Genomic DNA, 24,175 nt, shown 5'->3' with positions numbered 1-24,175 from the left:
CGGGGATCGGCTCCGGTTCAGTAGGCGGCAGGGTCGGGTTATCGATATTCGGGTCGGGCGTTTCAGCCGGGATCGGGATCGTCATCGGTGTGGCCTCCTTTGTGCTTTGCTCTACCGGTGGACATCCGCACGGGCGATTTGATTCCCGCCCAATGGCGGCACATCCACCTGAACTTTTAATGCAGGCGCAGGCTCGGACCTAATGCGCCAACGCTCAGGGAGAGTGCTGGCGTATTGGATTCGGATCTAGCAAAGAGCGTCCACTGGGCGTAAGGGGAAGATGCTCGATGACTGCTGAAACACAGGTTCCAGACACTGCCGTATTGCCGCTGTCCCAGGCTTTGTTATTGCCCAGGATCGCGATCGAAAGCACCAGCCCCGTGATTGACGGTGGCGAGTTCGCGGTCAAGGCCGTGGTCGGCCAGCGCATTCACGTGACCAGCAAAGTCTTTGCCGACGGTCATGACAAGCTGGCCGTGCTGATCCGCTGGCGCCCGCTGCGTGACGAGAGCTGGCATAGCGTGGTGATGACCGACGTCGGTAACAATGGCTGGGAAGGCGCGTTCACGGTGGCCCAACAGGGGCCCCATGAATACTGCATCGAAGCCTGGATCGATACCTACGCCAGCTTTTGCTACGAGTTGCGCAAGAAGCACGAAGCCGGCGTGCCGGTGAGCCTGGAGCTGCAGGAAGGCCGCAGCCTGGTGCAGCAGGCCGCCGAGCGCAGCGACAACGAACTGCGCGATCGCCTGATGCTGCTGCACCATGAACTTTCCGGTTTGCTGGAAACCGAGCAAGTTGCGTTGTTTCTGCACGAAGACAGTGCACACCTGATGACCCAGGCCGACCACCGCGCTTACTTGAGCATCGGCACGGTCTACCCGATTGACGTCGAACGTGAACGCGCGCAATTTGCCAGCTGGTATGAGCTGTTTCCGCGCTCGATCACCGACGATCCAGCGCGTCACGGCACGTTCAATGACGTGCACTCGCGCCTGTCGATGATCCACGACATGGGCTTCGACGTGCTGTACTTCCCGCCGATCCACCCGATCGGGCGCAGCCACCGCAAAGGCAGGAACAACTCACTCACCGCCGGCCCGGACGATCCCGGCAGCCCTTACGCCATCGGCAGCGAGGAGGGCGGTCACGAGGCCATCCATCCGCAGTTGGGCAGCCGTGAAGACTTCCGCCGCCTGGTCAAGGCCGCCGCCGATCACGGCCTGGAAATCGCTCTGGACTTCGCCATCCAGTGCTCCCAGGACCACCCGTGGCTCAAGGAGCATCCAGGCTGGTTCAACTGGCGCCCGGACGGCACGATCAAATATGCCGAGAACCCGCCGAAGAAGTATCAGGACATCGTCAACGTCGACTTTTATGCCGCCGATGCGATTCCGGGGTTGTGGACCGAATTGCGCGATATCGTCGTGGGTTGGGTGGAAGAGGGCGTGAAGACCTTTCGCGTCGACAATCCCCACACCAAACCGCTGCCGTTCTGGCAGTGGCTGATCAGCGATGTGCGGTCCAAGTACCCCGACGTGATCTTCCTGGCGGAAGCGTTTACCACGCCGGCAATGATGGCGCGCCTGGGCAAGGTGGGTTACTCCCAGAGCTACACCTATTTCACCTGGCGCAACACCAAGGCCGAGTTGAGCGAATATTTCACTCAGCTCAATCAGTCGCCGTGGCGCGAGTGCTACCGGCCGAACTTTTTCGTCAACACGCCGGATATCAACCCCGCGTTCCTGCACCAGTCCGGGCGCCCGGGTTTTCTGATCCGTGCAGCGCTGGCGACCATGGGCTCCGGCCTGTGGGGCATGTATTCGGGTTTCGAACTGTGCGAAGCCGCGCCGGTGCCGGGCAAAGAGGAATACCTGGACTCGGAGAAATACGAGATCCGACCACGGGACTTCACCGCGCCCGGCAACATCATTGCCGAGATTGCCCAGCTCAATCGCATCCGTCGCCAGAACCCGGCGCTGCACACGCACTTGGGCTTGAAGATCTATAACGCGTGGAACGACAACATCCTGTACTTCGGCAAGCGCAGCGAGGACGGCAGTAACTTCATTCTGGTGGCGGTCAACCTCGACCCTTATAACGCCCAGGAAGCCCATTTCGAACTGCCATTGTGGGAGATGGGCCTGCCGGATGATGCCCAGACCCAAGGCGAAGACTTGATGAACGGCCATCGTTGGACCTGGTATGGCAAGACTCAGTGGACGCGCCTGGAACCGCAGATGCCGTTCGGGATCTGGCGCATCACCACCTGATGTGGGAAGGGGCAAGCCCCTTGCACATTGAGCCTGCAAGATTTATCGAGTGTTTCAGGAGTTTCCAATGGCGAAGAAACCCAAGGCTGCCACCTTTATCAAAGACCCGCTCTGGTACAAGGACGCGGTGATCTATCAGGTGCACGTAAAATCTTTTTTCGATTCCAACAATGACGGGATCGGCGATTTTCCAGGCTTGATCGCCAAACTCGACTACATCGCCGATCTGGGCGTGAACACCATTTGGTTGCTGCCGTTTTATCCATCGCCGCGCCGCGACGATGGCTACGACATTGCCGACTACCGCGGTGTGCACAGTGACTACGGCACCATGGCCGACGCCAAGCGCTTTATCGCCGAAGCGCACAAACGCGGCCTGCGGGTGATCACCGAATTGGTGATCAACCACACCTCCGATCAGCACCCCTGGTTCCAGCGGGCGCGCAAGGCCAAGCCCGGTTCGGCCGCACGGGACTTCTACGTGTGGTCCGATGACGACCAGAAATACGACGGCACCCGCATCATCTTCCTCGATACCGAAAAGTCCAACTGGACCTGGGACCCGGTCGCCGGCCAGTACTTCTGGCACCGCTTCTATTCCCACCAGCCCGACCTCAACTTCGACAATCCGCACGTGATGAAAGCGGTGCTTGAAGTGATGCGCTATTGGCTGGACATGGGCATCGACGGCCTGCGCCTGGACGCCATTCCATACCTGATCGAGCGCGATGGCACCAATAACGAGAACCTTGAAGAAACCCACGGGGTGCTCAAGCAGATCCGCGCCGAGATCGACGCCAATTACCCCGACCGCATGCTGCTGGCCGAAGCCAACCAGTGGCCGGAAGACACCCAGCTGTATTTCGGCGACAAAAAGGGCGACGACGGCGACGAATGCCACATGGCCTTCCACTTCCCGTTGATGCCGCGCATGTACATGGCGCTGGCCCAGGAAGATCGTTTCCCTATCACCGATATTTTGCGCCAGACCCCGGAAATTCCCGCCAATTGCCAGTGGGCGATCTTCCTGCGTAACCACGATGAACTGACCCTTGAAATGGTGACGGACAAGGAGCGCGACTACCTGTGGAACTACTATGCCGCCGACCGTCGCGCGCGGATCAACCTGGGCATTCGTCGACGCCTGGCGCCCTTGCTGGAGCGTGACCGCCGCCGGGTCGAATTGCTTAACAGCCTGCTGCTGTCGATGCCGGGCACGCCCACCCTGTATTACGGCGATGAAATCGGCATGGGCGACAACATCTATCTGGGCGACCGCGATGGCGTACGCACGCCGATGCAATGGTCCATCGACCGTAACGGCGGCTTCTCCCGCGCCGACCCGGCCAGCCTGGTGTTGCCGCCGATCATGGACCCGCTCTACGGTTATTTGTCGGTCAACGTCGAAACCCAGACCCAGGACCCGCACTCCCTTCTGAACTGGACCCGGCGCATGCTGGCGGTACGCAAGCAGTCCAAGGCGTTCGGTCGCGGCAGCCTCAAAATGCTCTCGCCGGCCAACCGCCGCATCCTGGCCTACACCCGCGAATACACCGGCGCCGATGGCCGCACGGAGATCATCCTGTGCGTGGCCAACGTGTCGCGCAGCGCCCAGGCGGCCGAGCTGGACCTGTCGGCATTTGCCGGCATGGTCCCGGTAGAGATGCTCGGCGGCAACGCGTTCCCGCCCATCGGCCAGCTGAATTTCCTGCTGACCCTGGCGCCCTACGGGTTTTATTGGTTTGTGCTCGCCGCGGAAAACCAGATGCCCAGTTGGCATGTGGAACCGGCGCAGAGCATGCCCGACTTCACCACATTGGTATTGAAAAAACGCATGGAAGAACTGCTCGAAGAACCTTGCCGCACCACCCTGGAACAGACCTCATTGCCGGCCTGGCTGCCCAAACGGCGCTGGTTTGCCGGTAAGGACACGGCGATCGACAGCGTACGCATTGCCTACGGCGTGCGATTTGGCGATGCCGAGCATCCGGTGTTGCTGAGCGAGCTGGAAGTCAGTGCCGGCGGCCAGGTCAGCCGTTATCAATTGCCGTTGGGCTTCCTCGGTGAAGACCAATTCACCAGCGCCTTGCCGCAGCAACTGGCCATGGCCCGCGTACGTCGAGCCCGCCAAGTGGGGCTGGTGACCGACGCGTTCAGCCTTGAGCATTTTGTTCGCGCGGTGATCCAGGGCCTGCAAGCCGGCACGCGGCTGGCCTGCAATGACGGCGAGTTGCGGTTCGACGCGACGCAACACCTGGGCGCGCTGCAATTGAACGATGAGTCGCCGGTGCGCTACTTGTCTGCCGAGCAGTCCAACAGTTCGGTGGTGGTAGGCGAGAGCCTGGTGCTCAAGTTAATCCGCAAAGTCAGCGCCGGGGTGCACCCGGAGCTTGAGATGAGCGCGTACCTGACCGAAGCCGGTTACGCGAATATTTCGCCGTTGATGGGCGCCATGGTGCGTCACGACAGCGACGGCCAGGACAACCTGCTGATGATCGCCCAGGGCTATCTAAGCAATCAGGGCGACGCCTGGACGTGGACCCAGAACAATCTGGAACGCGCGATCCGTGACGAACTGGCCGAGGCCCTTTCCGAGCAGGAGCAGCACTACAACGCCTTGGGCGAACTGGAGGATTTTGCCGCGCTGCTCGGCCAGCGCCTGGGCGAAATGCATCAAGTGCTCGGCGCCACTACCGCCCATAAAGACTTCGAGCCCGAAGTCACCAGCGTCAAAGACACCCAGGCCTGGGCCAAGGATGTCGGGGCGCAGATCAGTCGCGCGCTGCAACTGCTCGAACTGCATCAAAACCAATTGAACCCTGCCGATCAGGCACTGGTCAGTGAATTGCTGGCGCAGAAAAAAGCCATCGCCACGCACGTGAACAGCCTGGCGAAGGCCACCTTGGGCGGCTTGCGCATTCGCGTCCATGGCGATCTGCACCTCGGCCAGGTACTGGTGGTGAAGGGCGATGCCTATTTGATCGACTTCGAAGGCGAACCGGCGCGACCGCTGCATGAGCGACGGGGCAAGCACAGCCCGTACAAAGATGTCAGCGGTGTGCTGCGCTCCTTCGATTACGCGGCGGCGATGGCTTTGAATCTGCAAGGCGTCGACCATTCGGCCCAGGCCGATCAGGCACGCCAGCGTGTGACCGAGCGCTATGTGAAGGAGGCGCGTCAGGCATTTATCCAGGCTTATCAGCAGGCTACGTCTACACTGGCGCATGACTGGCAGGATGCCAACGGCCAGGACGCCGCGCTGACTTTGTTCAGCCTGGAGAAGGCCGCGTATGAAGTGGCCTACGAAGCGGAAAACCGCCCGACCTGGTTGCCCGTGCCTCTGCAAGGGCTGCACAGCCTGTTGAGCGGGCTTATACCTATATCGAAAACTGCACGCGGTGGGGAGACGTCATGAGCTATACACATAAAGAACCGCTGCAGCCAAAGTTGACTGCAATGCCGGCGTCCAAGGACGTCGAAGCGCTGGTGCGCGCCGAGCACCACGACCCGTTTTCGATTCTCGGGCCCCATGACGATGAGCAGGGTGGCCAATTTATCCGTGCATTCCTGCCGGAGGCATTGAGTGTGCAGGTGCTGAGCCGCGACGGTGGTGAAACGCTCGGCAGCCTTGACGCGACCCAGGTGCCTGGGCTGTTTGTCGGGCACTTCTCTACTCGTCAGCCGTACTTATTGAAAATTCAGTGGGCCGGCGGCGAGCAGATCACTGAAGACCCCTACAGCTTCAGCCAATTGCTGCTGGGGGAAATGGACCTGTATCTGTTTGCCGAGGGCAATCACCGCGACCTGGGCAACTGCCTGGGTGCACAGGTCACCAGCGTCGACGGCGTGCAGGGCGTGCGCTTTGCCGTGTGGGCACCGAATGCCCGGCGTGTGTCGGTGGTGGGTGACTTCAATATCTGGGACGGACGCCGTCATCCGATGCGCCTGCGCCATCCTTCAGGCGTGTGGGAGATCTTCATCCCACGCCTGCAGCCGGGTGCCGCCTACAAATACGAGATTCTCGGTGCCCACGGTATTTTGCCCCTCAAGGCCGACCCCGTGGCGCTGGCGACCCAACTGCCGCCGGACACCGCCTCGAAAGTTGCCGCGCCGCTGCAAGTAGACTGGCAGGACCACGACTGGATGCAGGCGCGTGCCGACAAGCAAAAGTCCAGCGCGCCCTTGTCGATCTATGAATTGCACGTCGGCTCCTGGCAGTGCGAATTGGACGAGGCCGGTGAAGTGGCCCGGCAGTACGGCTGGCGGGAACTGTCGGAGCGTTTGATTCCCTATGTTCAGCAACTGGGCTTCACCCATATCGAGCTGATGCCGATCATGGAACACCCCTTTGGCGGGTCCTGGGGCTATCAAGCCCTGTCGCAGTTCGCGCCCAGCGCGCGCTTCGGCTCGCCGGAAGATTTCGCTTACTTCGTCGATGCCTGCCACCGGGCTGATATCGGTGTGATCCTTGATTGGGTGCCGGCGCATTTTCCGACCGACACCCACGGCCTGGCGCAATTTGACGGCACCGCGCTGTACGAATACGCCAACCCGCTCGAAGGCTTCCACCAGGATTGGGACACGCTGATCTACAACCTGGGCCGCACCGAAGTGCACGGCTTTATGCTGGCGTCGGCGCTGCACTGGCTCAAACACTTCCACGTCGATGGTCTGCGCGTGGATGCGGTGGCATCGATGCTGTATCGCGACTATTCGCGCAAAGCCGGCGAGTGGGTGCCCAACCGGCATGGCGGGCGCGAGAACCTGGAGGCCATCGACTTCCTGCGCCACTTGAACGACGTGGTTGCGCTGGAAGCGCCGGGAGCCCTGGTGATCGCCGAGGAGTCCACGGCCTGGCCTGGCGTCAGCCAGCCGACCCAGCAAGGCGGCCTGGGCTTCAATTACAAATGGAACATGGGCTGGATGCACGACTCGCTGCACTACATCCAGCAGGACCCGGTATACCGTGCCCATCATCACAACGAGCTGAGTTTCGGTCTGGTGTATGCCTGGTCCGAGCGTTTCATCCTGCCGATCTCCCATGACGAAGTGGTCCATGGCAAGCATTCGCTGATCGACAAGATGCCCGGCGACCGCTGGCAGAAATTTGCCAATCTGCGCGCCTACCTGGCGTTCATGTGGATGCATCCGGGTAAGAAGTTGCTGTTCATGGGCTGCGAATTCGGCCAGTGGCGCGAGTGGAACCATGACCAGCAACTGGACTGGTACCTGCTGCAATACCAGGAACACCAGGGTGTGCAAAAGCTGGTGGGCGACTTGAATCGCCTGTACCGCCAGGAGCCGGCCCTGCACGAGCAGGACGACGCGCCGCAAGGTTTCCAGTGGCTGATCGGCGACGATGCGATCAACAGCGTCTACGCCTGGCTGCGCTGGAGCAAGGACGGCAAACCGGTGTTGGTGGTGGCCAACTTCACGCCGGTGCCTCGCGAGCACTATGCCGTGGGCGTGCCGTTTGCCGGGCGCTGGAGCGAGGTGATCAACAGTGACGCGGATATGTACGCCGGTTCCAATTTCGGCAATGGTGGCGAAGTGTTCACCGTCGACGAGCCGCGCCATGGTCAGCCCGTTTCGCTGTCGTTGAATCTGCCGCCACTGGGGGTGCTGATTCTGCGGCCCGAGCCGAGTTAAAGGCTCTGCGGTGCGGGATTCTGTTGTCCGCGTTGCTGGCAGGGTGCCACAATGGCGCCTTTGTCGCGGCAACGGAATCAGGCGTATTTCATGAATGGCCTTGGACACGGGCAGGATCAGGATGAGCGCATCGAGCAGCAAGTGCGGGCCGACCGCCTGCACCAGCTGTTCCGGCAGTCATTCGCGGCGATATTCGGCAGCTATCTGGCGGCAGCGATGCTGTGCTGGTTGTGCTGGGACCGCCTGGATCAACCCATCATGCTGTTCTGGCTGGCGGCCCTGGGCGTTTCATCGCTGTTGCGCATCCTGATGTTCATGGAGTGGTTTCGCTGCCCCAACAGCGAGCGCCTGCCGGCGCGCTGGGAACGGCGCTATTGGATCACGCTGGTGCTTTCTGCGGGGATCTGGGGCGGCGGTGCGTTTGCGCTGATACCCACCGATGACCGCCTGTCCCAGGTGCTGGTCATGCTGTTCACCGTGGGCATGTCGGTGGCTGCGGTGTCCTGTTATTCGGCGTATCGCTACATGACGGTGGTCTCCATCAGCCTCGTGCTGATGCCCTGCACGGTGTGGCTGTTGCTGCAGCCGTCGTCGATGCAGGTCGGCGTCGCGATTGCGGTGCTGGTGTTCTCCACTTTTGTATTCAGCGCCACCCGCAAGCTGTCCGACGCCTTGGAGAAGGCTTTCCGCCTGACGCGGCAGATGGAACGGGCCCATAGCATATCCACTCGTGCCGCACAGACCGACGAACTGACCGGGCTGATGAATCGCCGGGCGTTTTTCGAGCGTGCCCAGGCGTTGTACGCACAGTGTCGACATCACCAGCAGCCGCTGTGCGCGCTGATGCTCGACATGGACCATTTCAAACAGATCAACGACACCTACGGCCACCAGGCCGGCGACCAGGTGCTGCGCCAGATCGGCGCAGTGATCAGCACCTCGTTCCGGCAGGCCGACGTGTACGGGCGTCTGGGCGGCGAGGAATTTGCGGTGCTGCTGCCCAACACTTCGCTGGAGACGGCGCGCGCTATCGCCGAGCAGTTGATTGCGTCCATCGCCGGCATGGCCGCCGAGCCGGTCAAGGGCCTGTCGGCCAGCCTCGGTGTGGCGTCCACCCACCCTGGGCAGCAGGACCTGCACGGGCTGATGAATACCGCAGATAAAGCGCTGTACCGCGCCAAGGCTTTGGGCCGCAACCAGGTCGCGGTGGCGGAGTAGGGCGCTCAATCCCTGAGCATGGCCTTGATCAGCACGCGAGAGACCTGATCGGCCGAGTAGGGCTTGGGCAGGAACTCAAATCCCTCATAGCCGTTTTCCGCCAGTTCTTCGCTGTAGCCCGAGGTGAGCACCACCGGCAGATCGGCGCGGCGTTGGCGCAACACCTTGGCCATGGCTACGCCGGTCATGCCGGGCATCACCACATCCGAGAAAATCGCATCGAATGCGTTCGCGTCCTGGCCGGCCAGGGTCAACGCCTGTTCGGCATCGGTGGCCCACGTTGTCTGGTAGCCCAGGTCCTGCAGGATCTGGCTGGCGAAGCGTCCGACCTCAAGATTGTCTTCCACGATCAACACACGGCAGTGCGCGGTGTCATGGGCCGGTGCCGGTTCGTCAGTCCGGCCGGGGTGGACCGACGCCTGAGCTTCGACCTGCGGCAGGTACAGGGTGAACACCGAGCCCTGGCCCAGGGTGCTGGCCACGTCGATATTGCCTCCCGACTGTTTGGCGAAACCGAACACTTGGGAGAGCCCCAGCCCTGTGCCTTTGCCGACAGCCTTGGTGGTGAAAAACGGCTCGAAGATACGCTCGATGGTGTCGCTGGCAATGCCGGGGCCGGTGTCGGCCAGTGCGATAGCGATATGCGCCTGGCGCGAGCCGGCATCGCCACGGATGCGCGGCAGCGGGCGTTGGCCGGTGACGCGCAGGGTCAGCGTGCCCTGGCCGTCCATGGCGTCCCGCGCATTGAGGGCGATATTGATCAGTGCGGTTTCGAACTGGCTTGGGTCGATCCGTGCAAAACAGGGCTGCGTCGGCAGCTCGACGCGCACTTGAATACGTGCACCGGTGACGCTCTCGAGCATCTCGCCGATATTCTGCACGCGCTGGCCGACGTCGAAGACTTCCGGGTTCAGCGGCTGGCGCCTTGCGAAAGCGAGCAACTGGCTGGTCAACTTGCTGGCGCGTTCGACGGTATCGGAGACCGCGCCCATGTAGCGCTGGCGGCGCTCTTCGGACAAGCCCGGTTGGCGCAGAAAGTCCACCGAGGAGCGAATGATGGTCAGCAGGTTGTTGAAGTCGTGGGCCACGCCGCCGGTCAACTGGCCGATGGCCTCCAGCTTCTGCGACTGGCGAAGTGCCGCTTCGGCCTGGGCCAACGCCAGGGTGCGCTCTTCGACACGCTGTTCCAGAGTGGTATTGAGTTCGGCATAGGCGGCCAGGCCGGCGCGCACATCGGCGTCGGCGCGCACGCGCTCGATATGTGCCCAGGAGCGCTCGGTGACTTCGCGCAGCACGGCCAGGTCGTACTGCGACCACGGCCGCGCCGTTTTGTCGTGAACGGCCATCAGCGCGCTCAGGCGACCGTTGCGGATCAGCGGCATGCAGATGGTGGCGGTCAAGCCCAGTGCCTGGAATTGCGCGGCTTCATGGGGCGGCAGTTCGCGCAGATTGTTATGGATCACCAGCGGCTCACCGGCGCGCAGGCACTTGACCGCGCGCTCGCCGAATGCCGCAAGGCTGTAACGGCCGACAATGCTCGGCGAACCGGGTGCGGTCCAATTGTCGCGGATGGTAAAGCCGTCTTCATCGTCGTCCATGTCGGCGTAGGCGCAGTTGCTCACCTGCAAATGTTCAGCCACCAGGCGGGTGGTGGTGGTCATGATCGCCTGGGCGTCGTTGGCGTTGGTTACCGCGCTGCCGATGGCGTCCAGCAGCGCCAGGCGACGCGCGAGGAACACCGTGGCGGTGGTTTCGGTCACGGTGTCGAGCATGCCGACCACCTTGCCCTGAGGGTCGCGTATCGGGCTGTAGCAGAACGTGAAGTACGCCTGTTCCGGCGTCGGGCCGCGCTCGATCATCAGCGGGAAGTTTTCGATGTAGGTCGCATGGCCTTCGAAGGCCGCGCTGGCGATATGACTGACCTCGTCCCAGACCTCGCTCCAGATTTCACTGAACGGGCGGCCGAGGGCATAGGGCTTGTTGCCCAGGATCGGAATGAAGGCGTCATTGTAGAGCGTGATCAGTTGCGGCCCCCAGACGATCGCCTGGGGAAAGCTCGACGCGAAACACAGCGCCACGGTGGTCTTCAAAACATCCGGCCACTGCTCCAACGGCCCCAGGGGCGTACTTGCCCAATCATGCTGACGAACCTGTTCAGCCATGTCGCTGCTGCTTTGCAGCCAATTCATCATTGGGGTAACACCTTGTTTGCCACGCTCGTTAGTTACTTGGATAGGCCAGGCAGCCAAGCTACAGACCCGAATGGCCGCCGCCAGTTCAGCGGATTATCCACGAGATGGCATTTTGATGCTCTGTTGGTTTTAAAAGGCGAGGGTTGCCGACCGCCCTCTATTGTTGTGTGCCGAACAGCGCCGTCCAATAGATGCCTGCATCGCTCTTCGGGTCCATGGCGTACGCGGCGCCCAGCTCGCGAAATTGCGGGTTCATCAGATTGGCACAGTGGCCGGGGCTGGCAAGCCAGCCGTCTACCACCTTGCGCGGCGTGTCGAGGCCGGCGGCGATGTTTTCGCCGACCGTTTTGGCGGTATAGCCGGCCAGTTCGGCACGGTCGCCGGGGGTACGGCCATCGTGGTCCAGGTGATCGAAGAAATTACCGTTGGCCATATTGCGCGTATGGCTGTTGGCCGCGCCCGCCAGGTTGTCATTCCAGGTCAGCGCGGTGGTGGCGGTAAAGGCTTGCGTACCGCACTGGTGCGGCTGCGCGCGGGCGGCGTTGATCAGGCTGAGCACTTGCTTGCCCTCGGTCTGCCAGTCGCCTCGGCCGCTGGACAGCAATGGGCGGGCCAGCACGATGCGCCAGTCCTGGCCGGTGTTGCTCACGCCGATATCGACGTATTGCGGGTCGAGCACTACACGGCAGAAGCTCTCGCTCACCGCCTTCATGGCCGCTGCCGCGTCCTTGGGACCGGACAGGCTGATGGCCTGCACGTTCACCATCGGGTACGCGGCCCGGGCCAGCGCCTGCTGCAGATCGCCGGCGCTGTTGGCCGGCAGCACCAGGCGCGTGTCGCTGGTCAGCGGCGGCAATTCCTGGGAGCCCTGGTCGCCGCAGCGCTGCACCTGGCTGCGGTAGGCGTTGATCTGTTGTACCAACTGACTTTCTTCATTCGCCATCGCGCTGGCGCAGAACACCGTAGTGGCGGCCAGCGTCGTAAGACCCATCATCAATGACAGAACGCGCATGGACGTTACCCTTGAGCTTGAAAGTGCCCATGATGCGCGATGTAACCCGGTCTGGCGCAACGCCTTTTTTGTTTTTTTGCCTCAACGGGTGTTCAGCGGGGTATTCAAAGTGGCAATGCGGCAAACTGCCATCGCAGCGGCCAGGACGATCAGGCCCACCGCGACGCGGAATGTGATGTGCAGGCCGTGGGTGACAGATGCAGGTGTGGCGTGGATGACGTCCGGACTGGCCCACGCGAATACCGCGCCCAAGGCTGACGTGCCGAGAATCAGGCCCAGGTTGCGTGACAGGTTGAGCAAGCCCGAGACCGTGCCACGGCGGGCGGCGTCCACGTTGCTCATGACGGCGGTGTTATTGGCGGCCTGGAACAGGCTGTATCCGCAGGTCAGCATCACCAGCGCTCCCAGATAGGCCATCAGCCCCGACGCCAGGGACAACAGCAGCGCGCCACCCAGCAGTGTGCTCAGCCCGATCAGTGTGACGCGTCGGCTGCCCAGGCGGTCGGTCAGGCGCCCGGCGGGTACGCCGGTGAGCGCGGCGACACCCGGCCCGACGGCCATCGCCAGGCCCATCCATTCAGGCGCGAGGCCCAGCCCACGGGATAAATAGAACGGACCGACCACAAAGGTGGCCATGATCACCGCCGACACCAGCGCGCTCATGGCCAGGCCGGTGCGTAATGACGCGGCTTTCAAGGGTGACCACAAGCTGCCGGGCGCGCGTGCGTGCGGCAGATCCACCGGCAGATAGTGCCAGGCCAGCGCGGCAGCCAATAGCCCCAGTGGCGTGCCCACCCCAAACAACGCGCGCCACCCCCACAGGCTGAGCAGCAGGCCGCCGACACTGGGACCCATCGCCGTACCGAGTGCCGACAGGGTGCCGAGCAGCCCCATGACTCGGCCCATACGCGCCTTGGGCACGGTATCGCCCACCAGGCCCATGGCCATCGCCATCATGCTTGCCGCGCCGAGGCCTTGCAGCACGCGCGCGGTAATCAAGCCGTTCAACGACGGGGCGACACTGCACACTGCGCTCGCCACCGCGAACAGCAGCAACCCGGCGATCAACACCCGGCGCCGACCCAGGCGATCACCCAAATGACCCGCACTGACGATGACCGCCGTGATGCCCAGCAGGTACGCCAGCACCACCCATTGCACTGCCGGGAACGCTGCGTTGAAGGTCTGTGCCAGCGTCGGCAGGCCGACATTGGCGATGCTGGTGCCCAGCGAGGCCAGCAGCATGGCCAGGCCCAGGCTGACCAGAGCGCCGCGCGAAGAAGCGTGCATGGGGGGATTCCTTAATGATTGTGACTGTCGCAACTCTACGGCCTGACCTACCATGGCGGAAGACGCAGGGATTGCATTGAATACCTGCACAAAACGCCTGTTGGGGAGTGCTGATGCCCGATTTGAACCTGCTGATCACCCTGGATGTGCTGCTGGCCGAAGGCAGCGTCGAACGCGCGGCCAAGCGCCTGCGCTTGAGCCCTTCGGCCATGAGCCGTGCGTTGGCGCGCCTGCGGCACACCACGGGCGACCCGTTGCTGGTGCGCGCCGGTCGGGGCCTGGTGCCGACCCCCCATGCGCTGGCGTTGCGCGAGCAGGTCGGCCGGCTGGTGCAGGACGCCCAGGCGGCCTTGCGTCCGGCACGGGCGGTGGACATGGCCCAGGTCGAGCGCACCTTTACGTTGCGCACCAGTGAGGAGTTCGTCGCGTGTTTCGGCGCCGCGTTGCTTGCCCGCATGGCCCTGGAGGCACCCCGTGTGCGCCTGCGCCTGCTGAATAAAACCGACAAGGACACCGCGCCGCTGCGCGACGCCCGTGTGGACCTGGACATCGGCGTGGTCGACGCCGACGCCGGCCCCGAGCTGTTGACCCAGGCACTGTTCCGCGATCGCCTGGTCGGCGTGGTGCGCAGCGGCCATCCCCTCAGTCGCGGCGCAGTCAGCCTGCAGCGCTACGCCGACGGCCAACACCTGTATGTCTCCCGCCGAGGCCAGGACCGCGGCCAGATCGACGATGCGCTGCAAGCCCTGGGCGTTACGCGGCAGATCCACACCATCGTCGCCGGATTCGCCACCGCCATCGCCCTGGCGCGCGACACCGACATGATTGCCAGCGTCCCCGAACGCTACATCGCCCATCGCAGCGAGCTGTTCTGCTTTGACCTGCCGCTGAGCCTGCCCACCTTCAGCGTGGCCATGCTCTGGCACCCACGGCTGGACGCGGACCCGGCCCATCGCTGGCTGCGCGGCTGCCTGCGTGAGGTGTGCGGACCATGACCCCGGCGTAACAGGTACAATCGCCACTGCCTTGAAGCCCGACCCCCAGGAATGTGCATGTTCAGCCTCACCCGTTACACCGCACCGTGCCCCGAACCCATCAACGGCCAGATCCTGCAGATGGTGGTGGACAACCTCACCGACATCAGCAGCGTCGCGCTGCCGCCCAGCAACCTGCTGTACAACATTTATCAGTACGCCATCGGCTACGAGGTGCACCTGTACCTGGAGGCGTTGAACGGTGAGAAGGGCATCGCGGTCGAGCTGGTGGTGGCGACGGATGCCGAGGACCCGGAACAGGTGATCGGGTTTCTGTTGTGTCTACCGGTCAAGGATGACCCCGAGGCCTGCGGCATTCCCTTTATGGCCGTGCAGGCCGGGTCGCGGCGCCACGGGGTAGGGCGCGCCATGATGCAGGACGTGCTGGGGCGCTATCCCCATGCGGAACTGGCCTGCTCCGTGGAAAAGGTGCCGGCCTTCCAGGCCATGGGCTTTCAGGTACGCGGTGCGCGCGACACCCAGGTGCTGATGAACACGCGCCACTACGGCACCGACGGGTTGATGGGCGTGCTGGACGTGGCCGCGATTTACCGCTCGCTGGAAGTGCAACAGATTCACACCTACCTGCTGCAACGGCACGGCAAACGCGCCATGGTCGACGCGGAGCGCCAGCGCGACCGGCACCTGGATCAACTGGCGCGCAAGGTGCAGGTGTTCGTCACGGGCGCGGGCGATTGACCATGGCTGAAATGCTGGCCTGCAATTCCTGTTGCGCCTCTTCGCGGCTGATCTCGCCGTTGGCCGCTGCGTGGGACAACGCCTCGGCCGCCCCGAGCATTGCCCTCAAACCGGCTTGAGACACTGTGCCGGAGGGGGCGAAGGGCGTCAGGACATCGCGGCACTTGTCGAGGAAGATCGCTTCGTACTTGCGCTTGAGGGTTTCCAGTTCCGGGGAGCTGCTCAACGCCGCGATCACGCCCGGGATCTCACGGCCCTGCAGTAACACGCAATCGACGTAGGACGAGGCAATCACACCTGCGCGGCCTTCCAGGGTGGCCTCGCTGGCGTCGAGTGCGTCGACGAAAGCCTGGTTCTGGCGCCCGTCGAAGTCTTCGTACAGCGCCGCCAACAACCCCGCGCGGGTGACGAAATGGTCATAGACCACCGGCTTGGTGACGCCGGCCAACTCTGCAACACGACCCAGGGTCAGGGCATCGGTGCCTTCATCGCGCACCAGTTGCCAGGCCACCTCCAGTAATTGCTGCAGGCGATCTTCGCGGGACAGACGACGGCGGGGTGCAGGGGAATCGTGACTTGACATGCTTATATACCAAAAGTAACTTACTGTTCGTAACTTAAGCCCAGAGCCTAAACCGAACCGGAGTGAATGTCATGCACGCACTGATCGTTGTTGCCCATCACGACCCACAATCCCTGACTCACAGCATCGCCGCCCAGGTAGCCGATGGCCTGCGCCTATCGGGTCACACCTCTGAAATCGCCGACCTCGCCGCTGAGGGCTTCGACCCCCGTTACAGCGCCGCCGACCATCGGGTGCACCGCGAGCGCGCCACACCACCGGCCGATGTGCTGGCCGAGCAAGCCCGCATCGACCGCGCCGATGCTTTGGTTCTGGTGTTTCCCATTTATTGGTGGTCGATGCCTGGCCTGCTCAAGGGCTGGATTGACCGCGTGTTCGTCAACGGTTGGGCCATCGGCTACGGCCCGGACACCCCGGTCGTGAAAAAACTCGGGCATTTACAGGTGCACCTGCTGGCGCTTGGCGCGGCGGACTTCAGCGCGTTCGAACGGCATGGTTATGCCCAATCGATGCACACGCAGATTGACTACGGCATCTTTGATTACTGTGGCGCGAAGGTGCTCACATCCGAACTGCTACTGGAGTCGGAAAGCGGCAGCGCAGAGGCCCATTTGAGCACCGCGAGAACCGTGGGCCAGGGCCTGTTCAAGGCCGAGACGGTGGCAGGTTGATTCACCCGTCGCGAAACAGGTCGTGGGCGTCCAGCAGGCGATAGGCAATCTCCGGACGTTTTTCCATGCCGCGGCGAATCGCCGCCGGAATGGCCTGCCGGGTTTTGCGGCACAGGCCGGGCAGGTCGTCGATGACAATCTGAATGCCGCGCATGCTCTTGACTTCAGTATGGCCCGGCGCGACGTGCACGCGGATGCCCAGCAGTTCGTACATGCGTTGCTGCATGCGCTCCAGGTCCTGCAGGTTCTGCAGGTTTTCCAGACGTTCAAGCAGGCGTTTTTCTTCCTGGCGGGTGAGGCCGAGGATGCGTAAGTCGGCGTCGGGTGCTTGCAGCAATTGCTCGCGCTCGCATACGCAGGCGCCGGGTGGGCAGGGTTGGCGAATGTTCATGTTCAGTCCTCCCCATTCCGGCGCGCCGGGCTCAATAGGTCAGCGCGACACCCAGGCTGCTCAGGGCCTTCCAGTAGTCGGGATAGGTCTTGGCCACGCAGTCCGGGTCCTGGATGCGAATGCCCGTCACCTTCAACCCGGCCAGGGCAAAGCACATGGCGATGCGGTGATCGGCGTGGGTGTCGATCAGCGCCGAGCAGGCGGTGCCGGCTAACGCCGGGTCACTGGCCACCAGCAGGTCGTCGCCTTCGATGGTCGCCAGGCCCGGGCGGATTTCATTCAGGCCGTCGTGCAGCGCCTGTACCCGGTCACATTCCTTGACCCGCAGATTGGCCAATTCGGTAAAGCGCACCGGGGTGTTGTTGAACGCCGCCAGCACTGCCAGGGTCGGGATCGCGTCCTGCATCTGCGAGCCCACCACGGTGGCCTGCATATCAGGGAACTGGGCGATCAGCGCCTGCGCCTTGGCGTCCGGTTGGGTGAAATCCTGGGCGGCCACGCCAATGTCGATGCGGCCAGCGGTCAGCGCTTCGGCGGCCCACAGGTAGGTGGCGGCGGAAGCGTCCGGTTCGATCAGGTAGTCATGGGCGGTGTAGCCCGTTGGCGCGACGCGCCAGGTGGTGTCGTCGACAGCGTCGACCTGCGCACCGAAGGCGCGCATGCAATCCAGGGTCAGGTCCACATAGCCGCGGGCGCCGATGTCCTTGCCGGTCAGTGCCACTTCAATCGGCGCTTCACCGCAGGCGGCAAGCATCAGCAGGGCCGATACGTATTGGCTGGACAGCCCGCCGTCGATCTCGAAGCGCTTGGCCTGCACCTTGCCACGGCCATGCACGGTAACCGGTGGGCAACCCGTCGGGCTGTCGACCTGGATGCCGTTCCGGCCGAGGGTGGCCAGCAGCGGGCCGATCGGGCGCTTGCGCATGTAATCGTCGCCATCAAGCACCACGGTGCCCTGTACGGTGGCCACCGCGGCGGTGAGAAAGCGCATGGCGGTGCCGGCGTTGCCGAGAAACAGCGGTTGTGTCGGCAACTGCAGCTTGCCCTGGCCGGTGACCACGAACGTGGTGTCGTCCGGCTCGTCGATGGTCACGCCCATCTGGCGCAGGGCCACCGACATGTGGCGGGTGTCGTCGCTTTTCAGCGCGCCGCTCAAGCGGCTGGTGCCCTTGGCCAGGGCCGCCAGCAGCAGCGCGCGGTTGGTAATGGATTTGGAGCCGGGGGGCGCGACCTTGCCGATGAGCGGGGCGTTGGGTGGCGTAACGGTCACGGTTTTCTGCGAACTCAAGGTACAAGGCTCCTGATTCAAGGCAAAGTGGCACGGAGTGGCCGACGGGGCGGACCCGAATAATCGGGTATTGATGCCGTGCTGTCGAGGCTTAGCGCTGGCTCGACCAGTAATCATGCAGCGCCCGCGCCGCCGGTTCGATCTCGCTGGCGCGCTGCTGGTGGGCCGGGATATCCAGGTCGGCGGGCAATTCGAAGTTGTCCTGCTCGGCGCACCAGGAGATTTTTTCCAGGTTCGCCGCCTGTTCCGTCGGCAGGGGTGGCCAGTTACCGATGGCGGCGCCACGCAGGTAGCCGAAGCACCATTCTTCGGCCAGGGTCACCGTCTGGGCCCGATGCTCGGTTTCGTCGAAGCGCGGCGTAAAGCCCCGGGCGTCGCCGGCCAGTTGGGCCGCCAGGGTGTTGAGGTGGCGCACGCACAGGTCCAGAAACTGCTGCGCTTGGTCGGCGCTTTCCCACTTGGGGTTCTGGCCGCCCCAGATCGCCGGGAACCACTCGTCGATGGCCACCGGCGCCGGGCCGGAGACCAGGGCGGTGAAGTAGCCGTCGAGTTCGGCCACGTTCAATACCGAATGGTCATCGCCGTACCTGAGCAGGGTGTCTTCGAGGGCTTCGAAATCGGCGGGGGCGAGGGGCTGGGCGTGCATGGGCATATCCTTCAAACGTCGAGCGCCGCGCACTGCGCGGCTTAAAGCGCGAAGGATGGCGCGTGCGCGAGGTTTTATCCAGCGTCTTTTCGATCCCGTCGACCAGTCCCGCATTTGGCCGATGCGCCGTCGCGCAGCCTTGTTATAGTCTGGGCCTTCTCACCCGCCAGTCAGGGATCATGGCCATGTCCGAATACCAAGCCTTCGTCGTCGAACTCCACGACAACGTTGCCCATGTGCAGATCAACCGCCCGGAAAAGATCAACGCGATGAACGCCGCGTTCTGGACCGAGATCATCGACATTTTCCAATGGATCGACGACACCGACGCCGTGCGCGCCGTGGTGCTCAGCGGCGCCGGCAAACATTTCTCCTCCGGCATCGACTTGATGATGCTGGCCTCGGTGGCCAATGACCTGGGCAAGGATGTGGGCCGCAACGCGCGCCTGCTGCGGCGCAAGATCCTTGAGCTGCAAGCCTCGTTCAACGCCGTGGACACCTGCCGCAAGCCGGTGCTGGCGGCGATCCAGGGCTATTGCATCGGCGGCGCCATCGACCTGATCAGCGCCTGCGACATGCGCTACGCCGCCGAGGACGCGCAGTTTTCCATCAAGGAAATCGATATCGGCATGGCTGCCGACGTCGGCACTTTGCAACGGCTGCCGCGCATTATCGGCGACGGCATGCTGCGCGAACTGGCCTATACCGGGCGCATGTTCGGCGCCGAAGAGGCGCGCAGTATCGGCCTGGTCAACCGTGTGTATGCCGATCACCAGAGCCTGTTGGCCGGCGTGCTGGAGATGGCCCGTGACATCGCGGCCAAGTCGCCGATCGCCGTGACCGGCACCAAGGCGATGATCAGCTACATGCGTGACCACACGATCAATGATGGCCTGGAATACGTTGCCACCTGGAACTCGGCTATGTTGCAATCCAACGACCTGCGTGTGGCCATCGCGGCTCACATGAGCAAGCAGACACCCGAATTCGTGGATTGATAAACATGACCCCAGGCTGGATTACCACAACGCTGCTGGACAACGGCGCCCCCGGCGGCTGGGCCGTCGCCCGCAGCCGCGAGGGCTTTTTGCATGACGCCAATGGCCCGCTGTTCCCCCGGGAATGGCTCAAGCGCCAGGACCTGTCGGTGTTCGCCGAACACGGCATCGGCCACCTCGACGGCGAGCCGGTGTACCTGCTTGAGCTCAACTCGGCCGGCGAGGTGCCGGGTTGCAGTTGGCAGGGCTTGCGCGGCTTTATGCTGCAGGGCGATCACACGCTCTACAAGGTCCTGGGCTATGCCGCGCAGATCGGCACCTGGGCCCGCGAACATCGCTTTTGCGGCAGCTGCGGCCAAGCCATGATGCAGGTGCCGCGCGAACGCGCGATGTATTGCCAGGCGTGCGACCTGCGCAGTTACCCGCGCATCTCGCCGAGCATGATTGTGCTGGTGACCCGTGGCGACGAGATTTTGCTGGCGCGTTCGCCGCGTTTTGTGACCGGGGTCTACAGCACGTTGGCCGGATTTGCCGAGCCGGGCGAGTCGGCCGAAGACTGCCTGATCCGCGAGGTGCGCGAAGAGGTGCAGGTGGAAGTCAGGAATATTCAGTATGTGGGCAGCCAGTGCTGGCCGTTCCCGCATTCGATGATGCTGGGCTTTCATGCCGAATACGCCGGTGGCGATATCGTGCCCCAGGCCGACGAGATCGAAGACGCGCAGTGGTTCAACATCCATGACCTGCCGCCGTTGCCGGCGTCACGCTCGATTGCGCGCTACCTGATCGATCTCTATGTGGCGCGCCGCTTAGGCCACGCTGAACCAGTGCTGCCAGGCTAGGCGCACGGTCAGGCCAAGGACCACGGTGATAAACACCGGACGAATGAATTTGGCGCCGCCGCTGATTGCGCTGCGGGCGCCAAAGAAGGCGCCGCCCATCACTGAGATCCCCATCGCCAGGCCGACTATCCAGTCCACCGAACCGTTGAAGATAAACACCGACAGCGCTGCCGCGTTGCTGACGAAGTTCATGCTGCGCGCCACGCCGCTGGCTTTGACCAGGTCGATGGGGTGCAGCAGCAGGGTGCTGACGGTCCAGAACGCGCCGGTCCCCGGGCCTGCTACACCATCGTAGAAACCCAGGCCGAAGCCTTGGGTGGCCTGCCATTTCTTCTTGATCGGTGCGTCGGCTTCCAGCGGTGCCTTGGGCGTGCCGCCGAACAGCAGGTACAGGCCGCAGGCGAATACGATGACCGGGAGCATTTTGTTCAGGGTCTCGGCCGGCAGGTAATGGGCGACCACCGCCCCGGCAAGCGCGCCGACCAGCGTACCGACGATGGCGTGCACCCACTGGCGCGGGTGGAACAGCTTGCGACGATAGAAGGTGAAGCTGGCGGTGGCCGAGCCGAACGTGGAACTGAGCTTGTTGGTGCCCAGCACCAGGTGCGGCGGCATGCCGGCGGTGAGCAGCGCCGGAGTTGTCAATAGCCCGCCGCCGCCGGCGATGGCGTCGATGAATCCGGCAATAAAGGCCACAACGGCAAGAATGGCGAGGGTGGTGAGGTCAACGCTGAGTTCGAAGGGCATGGGCAGGGCTTATGGTTGGCAGGGCGCTATGCGGAAGGTCGCCATCTTACCTGCCGAATGTATGCAGAACCAACTGTGGGAAGGGGATTGCCCCCGATTGCGGTGTATCAGTGACAGATAAGCTGACTGACACATCGCCATCGGGGGCAAGTCCTCTCCCACCTATTTGGCTATTTGTGGGTGCCCAGCCACTCCAGCGCGGTGCGCCAGATGCAAATCCCCAGAAAGTATGCCGACATCAGCGACCACAGGCCGAATGTCCACGGATTGGTGTTGGGATAATCCACGACCATCAAAAAGCTGCACAGCAACCAGATGGTGGTCACCGCGATATTGATCGGCATAAAGCGCTTGACCCGAAACGGGTGCAGAAACTTCATCGGCGTGACGGTCAGCAGGGCCAGGCCGATGACCGTCAGCAAGGTCACCCAGGCGTCCGGCTGGATGATGTACACGCACAGGGCCACCACATTCCAGGCGGCGGGGAAGCCGACGAAATAGTTGTCCTTGCTTTTCATATTGACGTTGCAGAAGCAGAACAATGACGACACCAGGATCACCGACACGGTAAACAGGTGAGTAAAGTCCGGCAGATCGATGTAGCGGTAGATAAACAGGGCGGGGATGAACACGTAGGTGAGGTAGTCGATCACCAGGTCCAGCACCGAACCGTCGAAGCTGGGCAGCACCGTGCTGACATTGAGGCGGCGCGCCAGGGAACCGTCGACGCCGTCCACCACCAGTGCCAGGCCGAGCCACAGCAGGCAGGCCTTGGGCGAGTTTTCCAGCAGGGCCAGGGTGGCGAGGAAGGCCAGGACCACACCGGTGGCGGTAAAGCCGTGGGCGCCCCAGGCTTTGATTCTGGCTACATGCAGGGTCGATATCACGGGCGGTTCTCCAAAGGTGGAACGGGGCAGCCGACAACGTGACGCCGTCGGGTCTGGCCGGGGAATGCAGGTATCGACCGGGTAGGGGGGGATAAGGTTCACCGCCCGGCGTATCGCTTAGGGTAGCAAGCGTAGGACTTTTCGGCATCAGTCCTGGCGAAACACCAGGGCTTTCAGACCACTTTGCGCATCGATATCGGGAAATTCGGGCGGGTTTTCCAGACGCTGTACGAAGCGCAGACCCGGTGCCTCGCGTGTCACACCGTCGATCAGGAAATCTTCGCCGAGGGCCGGGTCGTTCATGCACGCCAGCACCGTGCCATGGGCGGCGAGCAAGTCCGGCAGGCGGCGCAGCACGCGTTGATAGTCCTTGGTCAGCAGGAAACTGCCCCTCTGGAACGACGGTGGGTCGATGATCACCAGGTCATAAGGGCCGCTGTTGATCACCTTGGCCCAGGATTTGAACAGATCGTGCCCAAGGAACGTGACCTTGCTCAGATCATGGCCGTTAAGCCGATGGTTATCGCGGCCGCGGCTCAGGGCGCCGCGCGCCATGTCCAGGTTCACCACCTGCTCGGCGCCACCTTCGATGGCCGCCACGGAAAAGCCGCAGGTGTAGGCAAACAGGTTGAGTACCCGCTGGCCCCTGGCCTGTTCGCGCACCCAGTTGCGCCCGTAGCGCATATCGAGAAACAGACCGGTGTTCTGTTTTTTACCCAGATCGATCAGGTAACGCAGGCCGCCCTCGGTAATGATCAGCTCATCGATCGCTTGCCCCACCAGCCATTCGGTGGTGCTTTGTGGCAGGTAGCGGTGCTGCAGGGCGACGGTGTGCGCACCCGCGTGTGCCCAGTCGATGTCCAGCAGCATGCTTTTCAATGCCTCCAGATCTGCCGGTTCCGGCGCTTTGAACAGCGCCACCAGCACCACGCCTTGCAACCAGTCCACGGTCAATTGCTCCAGGCCCGGCCAGCAACGGCCTCGGCCGTGGAACAGACGCCGGGTTTCACTGGGCGGATCAGCCAGTGCGGTGAGCAGATGGGTGTGCAGAGTAGCAAGTGCGTCAGGGGTCATCGTTGAGCATCAGGTCATTGAGCGGGCGGCATTTTAACCACAAGCAGGGGGTTGAGCGGTATGAACCGACGGGCACCTGTTTGAACCCAGGGGTTACAACGCGGCAATCAGGGCGGGCCCAAATGCGTCTTTCAGGAAGCTCGGTGCGATATACCGCTGGTAATGGGCCTCGGACAGCAGGAAAAACTCTCGGTCGATGGCATCGCGCAAGTCCGCCAGATGGCGCTCGCGAAACTCCGGCAGCAGCGCCAGGCCGTAGGCGTCCAGCCTGGAGATTACTCGTGCGCCACGCGCGATCAATTGATACGCCCAGCAATACGGCGACTGGTGCGGCATGAAACGGATCTGGCGGTCCTGCAACTGCTGGCGCAAGCGCTCGACGTCGAACACTTCGAGCTTGCTGGCCATCACCTGCACCAGCAACTGCTCCAGGCGTTGCCACACCGCCTGCTTTTCTTCGGCGGTGTAGCCGTTCCACTGGATCACTTCATGGTGATACCGCTTGCAGCCCCTGCAGACCAGGTCGCCGTATACGGTGGAGCACAGGCCGACGCAGGGGGTCTTGATGGTGTGATTGGGCATAAAAGATATCGGCAAGTAAACAACACGGCCCCCGAAGGGGCCGTCTCAATCAATCCCAGCTCAGCGCGCCGCCGGTCTGGTACTCGATCACGCGGGTTTCGA

At 63.0% G+C, this 24,175-nt stretch carries 20 protein-coding genes; 9 read left to right on the top strand and 11 right to left on the bottom strand.

Annotated elements, in window-relative coordinates; genetic code table 11:
- Positions 1–287: 287 nt before the first annotated feature.
- The 4 genes from QRN10_RS22440 (at position 288) to QRN10_RS22425 (ending at position 9,140) form a co-directional block, all read left to right on the top strand.
- Complete coding sequence (locus QRN10_RS22440) at positions 288–2,273, top strand: alpha-1,4-glucan--maltose-1-phosphate maltosyltransferase (protein WP_181081834.1); 1,986 nt, start codon at positions 288–290, stop codon at positions 2,271–2,273.
- Between the two features lie 67 nt (positions 2,274–2,340).
- Positions 2,341–5,688 carry a maltose alpha-D-glucosyltransferase gene (gene treS / locus QRN10_RS22435; protein ID WP_285429178.1) on the top strand — a complete coding sequence of 1,116 codons (3,348 nt, stop codon included), beginning with the start codon at positions 2,341–2,343 and terminating at the stop codon, positions 5,686–5,688.
- Positions 5,685–7,922 (top strand): 1,4-alpha-glucan branching protein GlgB, encoded by a 2,238-nt coding sequence (glgB, locus tag QRN10_RS22430; protein ID WP_253507098.1) that lies wholly within the window; start codon positions 5,685–5,687, stop codon positions 7,920–7,922. Before treS ends, glgB begins: the two co-directional genes overlap by 4 nt.
- 51 nt (positions 7,923–7,973) lie before the next feature.
- Positions 7,974–9,140 (top strand): GGDEF domain-containing protein, encoded by a 1,167-nt coding sequence (locus tag QRN10_RS22425; RefSeq protein WP_285429177.1) that lies wholly within the window; start codon positions 7,974–7,976, stop codon positions 9,138–9,140.
- Between the two features lie 5 nt (positions 9,141–9,145).
- Here the strand turns inward: QRN10_RS22425 and QRN10_RS22420 are convergent, their stop codons facing one another.
- The 3 genes from QRN10_RS22420 to QRN10_RS22410 all read right to left on the bottom strand — a co-directional run bounded on the left by QRN10_RS22420 (position 9,146) and on the right by QRN10_RS22410 (position 13,634).
- The gene (locus QRN10_RS22420) at positions 9,146–11,332 is read right to left on the bottom strand and encodes a GAF domain-containing hybrid sensor histidine kinase/response regulator (protein ID WP_285429176.1); all 2,187 of its coding nucleotides are present in this window, start codon (positions 11,330–11,332) and stop codon (positions 9,146–9,148) included.
- A gap of 157 nt (positions 11,333–11,489) precedes the next feature.
- The gene (locus QRN10_RS22415; RefSeq protein ID WP_181081829.1) at positions 11,490–12,344 is read right to left on the bottom strand and encodes a CAP domain-containing protein; all 855 of its coding nucleotides are present in this window, start codon (positions 12,342–12,344) and stop codon (positions 11,490–11,492) included.
- Positions 12,345–12,425: 81 nt separating this feature from the next.
- Positions 12,426–13,634 (bottom strand): MFS transporter, encoded by a 1,209-nt coding sequence (locus tag QRN10_RS22410; protein WP_253507105.1) that lies wholly within the window; start codon positions 13,632–13,634, stop codon positions 12,426–12,428.
- A 113-nt stretch (positions 13,635–13,747) separates the two neighbouring features.
- Here QRN10_RS22410 and QRN10_RS22405 point away from each other — a divergent pair, with 113 nt between their 5' ends.
- Positions 13,748–14,629, top strand: coding sequence for a LysR family transcriptional regulator (locus QRN10_RS22405; RefSeq protein ID WP_285429175.1), 882 nt, complete (start codon positions 13,748–13,750; stop codon positions 14,627–14,629).
- Positions 14,630–14,686: 57 nt separating this feature from the next.
- Entirely contained in the window at positions 14,687–15,367 is a 681-nt protein-coding gene (locus QRN10_RS22400; RefSeq protein WP_266249065.1) for a GNAT family N-acetyltransferase, read from the top strand.
- Here the strand turns inward: QRN10_RS22400 and QRN10_RS22395 are convergent.
- Entirely contained in the window at positions 15,348–15,950 is a 603-nt protein-coding gene (locus QRN10_RS22395) for a TetR/AcrR family transcriptional regulator (protein ID WP_181081825.1), read from the bottom strand. The two genes, QRN10_RS22400 and QRN10_RS22395, sit on opposite strands and share 20 nt — an antisense overlap.
- A 71-nt stretch (positions 15,951–16,021) precedes the next feature.
- Between QRN10_RS22395 and QRN10_RS22390 the strand changes: the two genes are divergently transcribed.
- Complete coding sequence (locus QRN10_RS22390) at positions 16,022–16,621, top strand: NAD(P)H-dependent oxidoreductase (protein ID WP_285429174.1); 600 nt, start codon at positions 16,022–16,024, stop codon at positions 16,619–16,621.
- Position 16,622: 1 nt separating this feature from the next.
- On the opposite strand, the gene QRN10_RS22385 is transcribed toward QRN10_RS22390, so the two are convergent.
- The 3 genes from QRN10_RS22385 to QRN10_RS22375 all read right to left on the bottom strand — a co-directional run bounded on the left by QRN10_RS22385 (position 16,623) and on the right by QRN10_RS22375 (position 18,946).
- On the bottom strand, positions 16,623–17,012 hold the full coding sequence (locus tag QRN10_RS22385) for a hypothetical protein (protein WP_253507116.1): 390 nt from the start codon (positions 17,010–17,012) through the stop codon (positions 16,623–16,625).
- Positions 17,013–17,043: 31 nt separating this feature from the next.
- Positions 17,044–18,300 (bottom strand): 3-phosphoshikimate 1-carboxyvinyltransferase, encoded by a 1,257-nt coding sequence (gene aroA / locus QRN10_RS22380; RefSeq protein WP_285429173.1) that lies wholly within the window; start codon positions 18,298–18,300, stop codon positions 17,044–17,046.
- Between the two features lie 91 nt (positions 18,301–18,391).
- Positions 18,392–18,946: a UPF0149 family protein gene (locus QRN10_RS22375; protein ID WP_285429172.1), complete on the bottom strand. Its 555-nt coding sequence runs from the start codon at positions 18,944–18,946 to the stop codon at positions 18,392–18,394.
- Positions 18,947–19,131: 185 nt separating this feature from the next.
- Between QRN10_RS22375 and QRN10_RS22370 the strand changes: the two genes are divergently transcribed.
- Positions 19,132–19,944 carry a crotonase/enoyl-CoA hydratase family protein gene (locus tag QRN10_RS22370; protein ID WP_181081820.1) on the top strand — a complete coding sequence of 271 codons (813 nt, stop codon included), beginning with the start codon at positions 19,132–19,134 and terminating at the stop codon, positions 19,942–19,944.
- 5 nt (positions 19,945–19,949) lie between these two features.
- A complete protein-coding gene (gene nudC / locus QRN10_RS22365; RefSeq protein WP_285429171.1) occupies positions 19,950–20,783 on the top strand; it encodes an NAD(+) diphosphatase in 834 nt (277 codons plus the stop codon).
- Here nudC and QRN10_RS22360 read toward each other — a convergent pair.
- The 4 genes from QRN10_RS22360 to QRN10_RS22345 form a co-directional block, all read right to left on the bottom strand.
- The gene (locus tag QRN10_RS22360; protein WP_181081818.1) at positions 20,751–21,530 is read right to left on the bottom strand and encodes a TSUP family transporter; all 780 of its coding nucleotides are present in this window, start codon (positions 21,528–21,530) and stop codon (positions 20,751–20,753) included. The two genes, nudC and QRN10_RS22360, sit on opposite strands and share 33 nt — an antisense overlap.
- Positions 21,531–21,700: 170 nt before the next feature.
- Positions 21,701–22,417, bottom strand: a complete 717-nt coding sequence (gene pcsA, locus QRN10_RS22355; protein WP_181081817.1) for a phosphatidylcholine synthase — start codon at positions 22,415–22,417, stop codon at positions 21,701–21,703.
- A 147-nt stretch (positions 22,418–22,564) separates the two neighbouring features.
- Positions 22,565–23,491: a class I SAM-dependent methyltransferase gene (locus QRN10_RS22350; RefSeq protein WP_253507126.1), complete on the bottom strand. Its 927-nt coding sequence runs from the start codon at positions 23,489–23,491 to the stop codon at positions 22,565–22,567.
- A gap of 93 nt (positions 23,492–23,584) precedes the next feature.
- Positions 23,585–24,073 (bottom strand): DUF1289 domain-containing protein, encoded by a 489-nt coding sequence (locus tag QRN10_RS22345; protein WP_181081815.1) that lies wholly within the window; start codon positions 24,071–24,073, stop codon positions 23,585–23,587.
- Between the last annotated feature and the right edge of the window lie 102 nt (positions 24,074–24,175).

The sequence above is a fragment of the Pseudomonas sp. lyk4-R2A-8 genome, from assembly GCF_030209095.1.
Lineage (GTDB): Bacteria > Pseudomonadota > Gammaproteobacteria > Pseudomonadales > Pseudomonadaceae > Aquipseudomonas > Aquipseudomonas quebecensis.
This window is presented reverse-complemented; position numbering and strand designations above follow the sequence as displayed.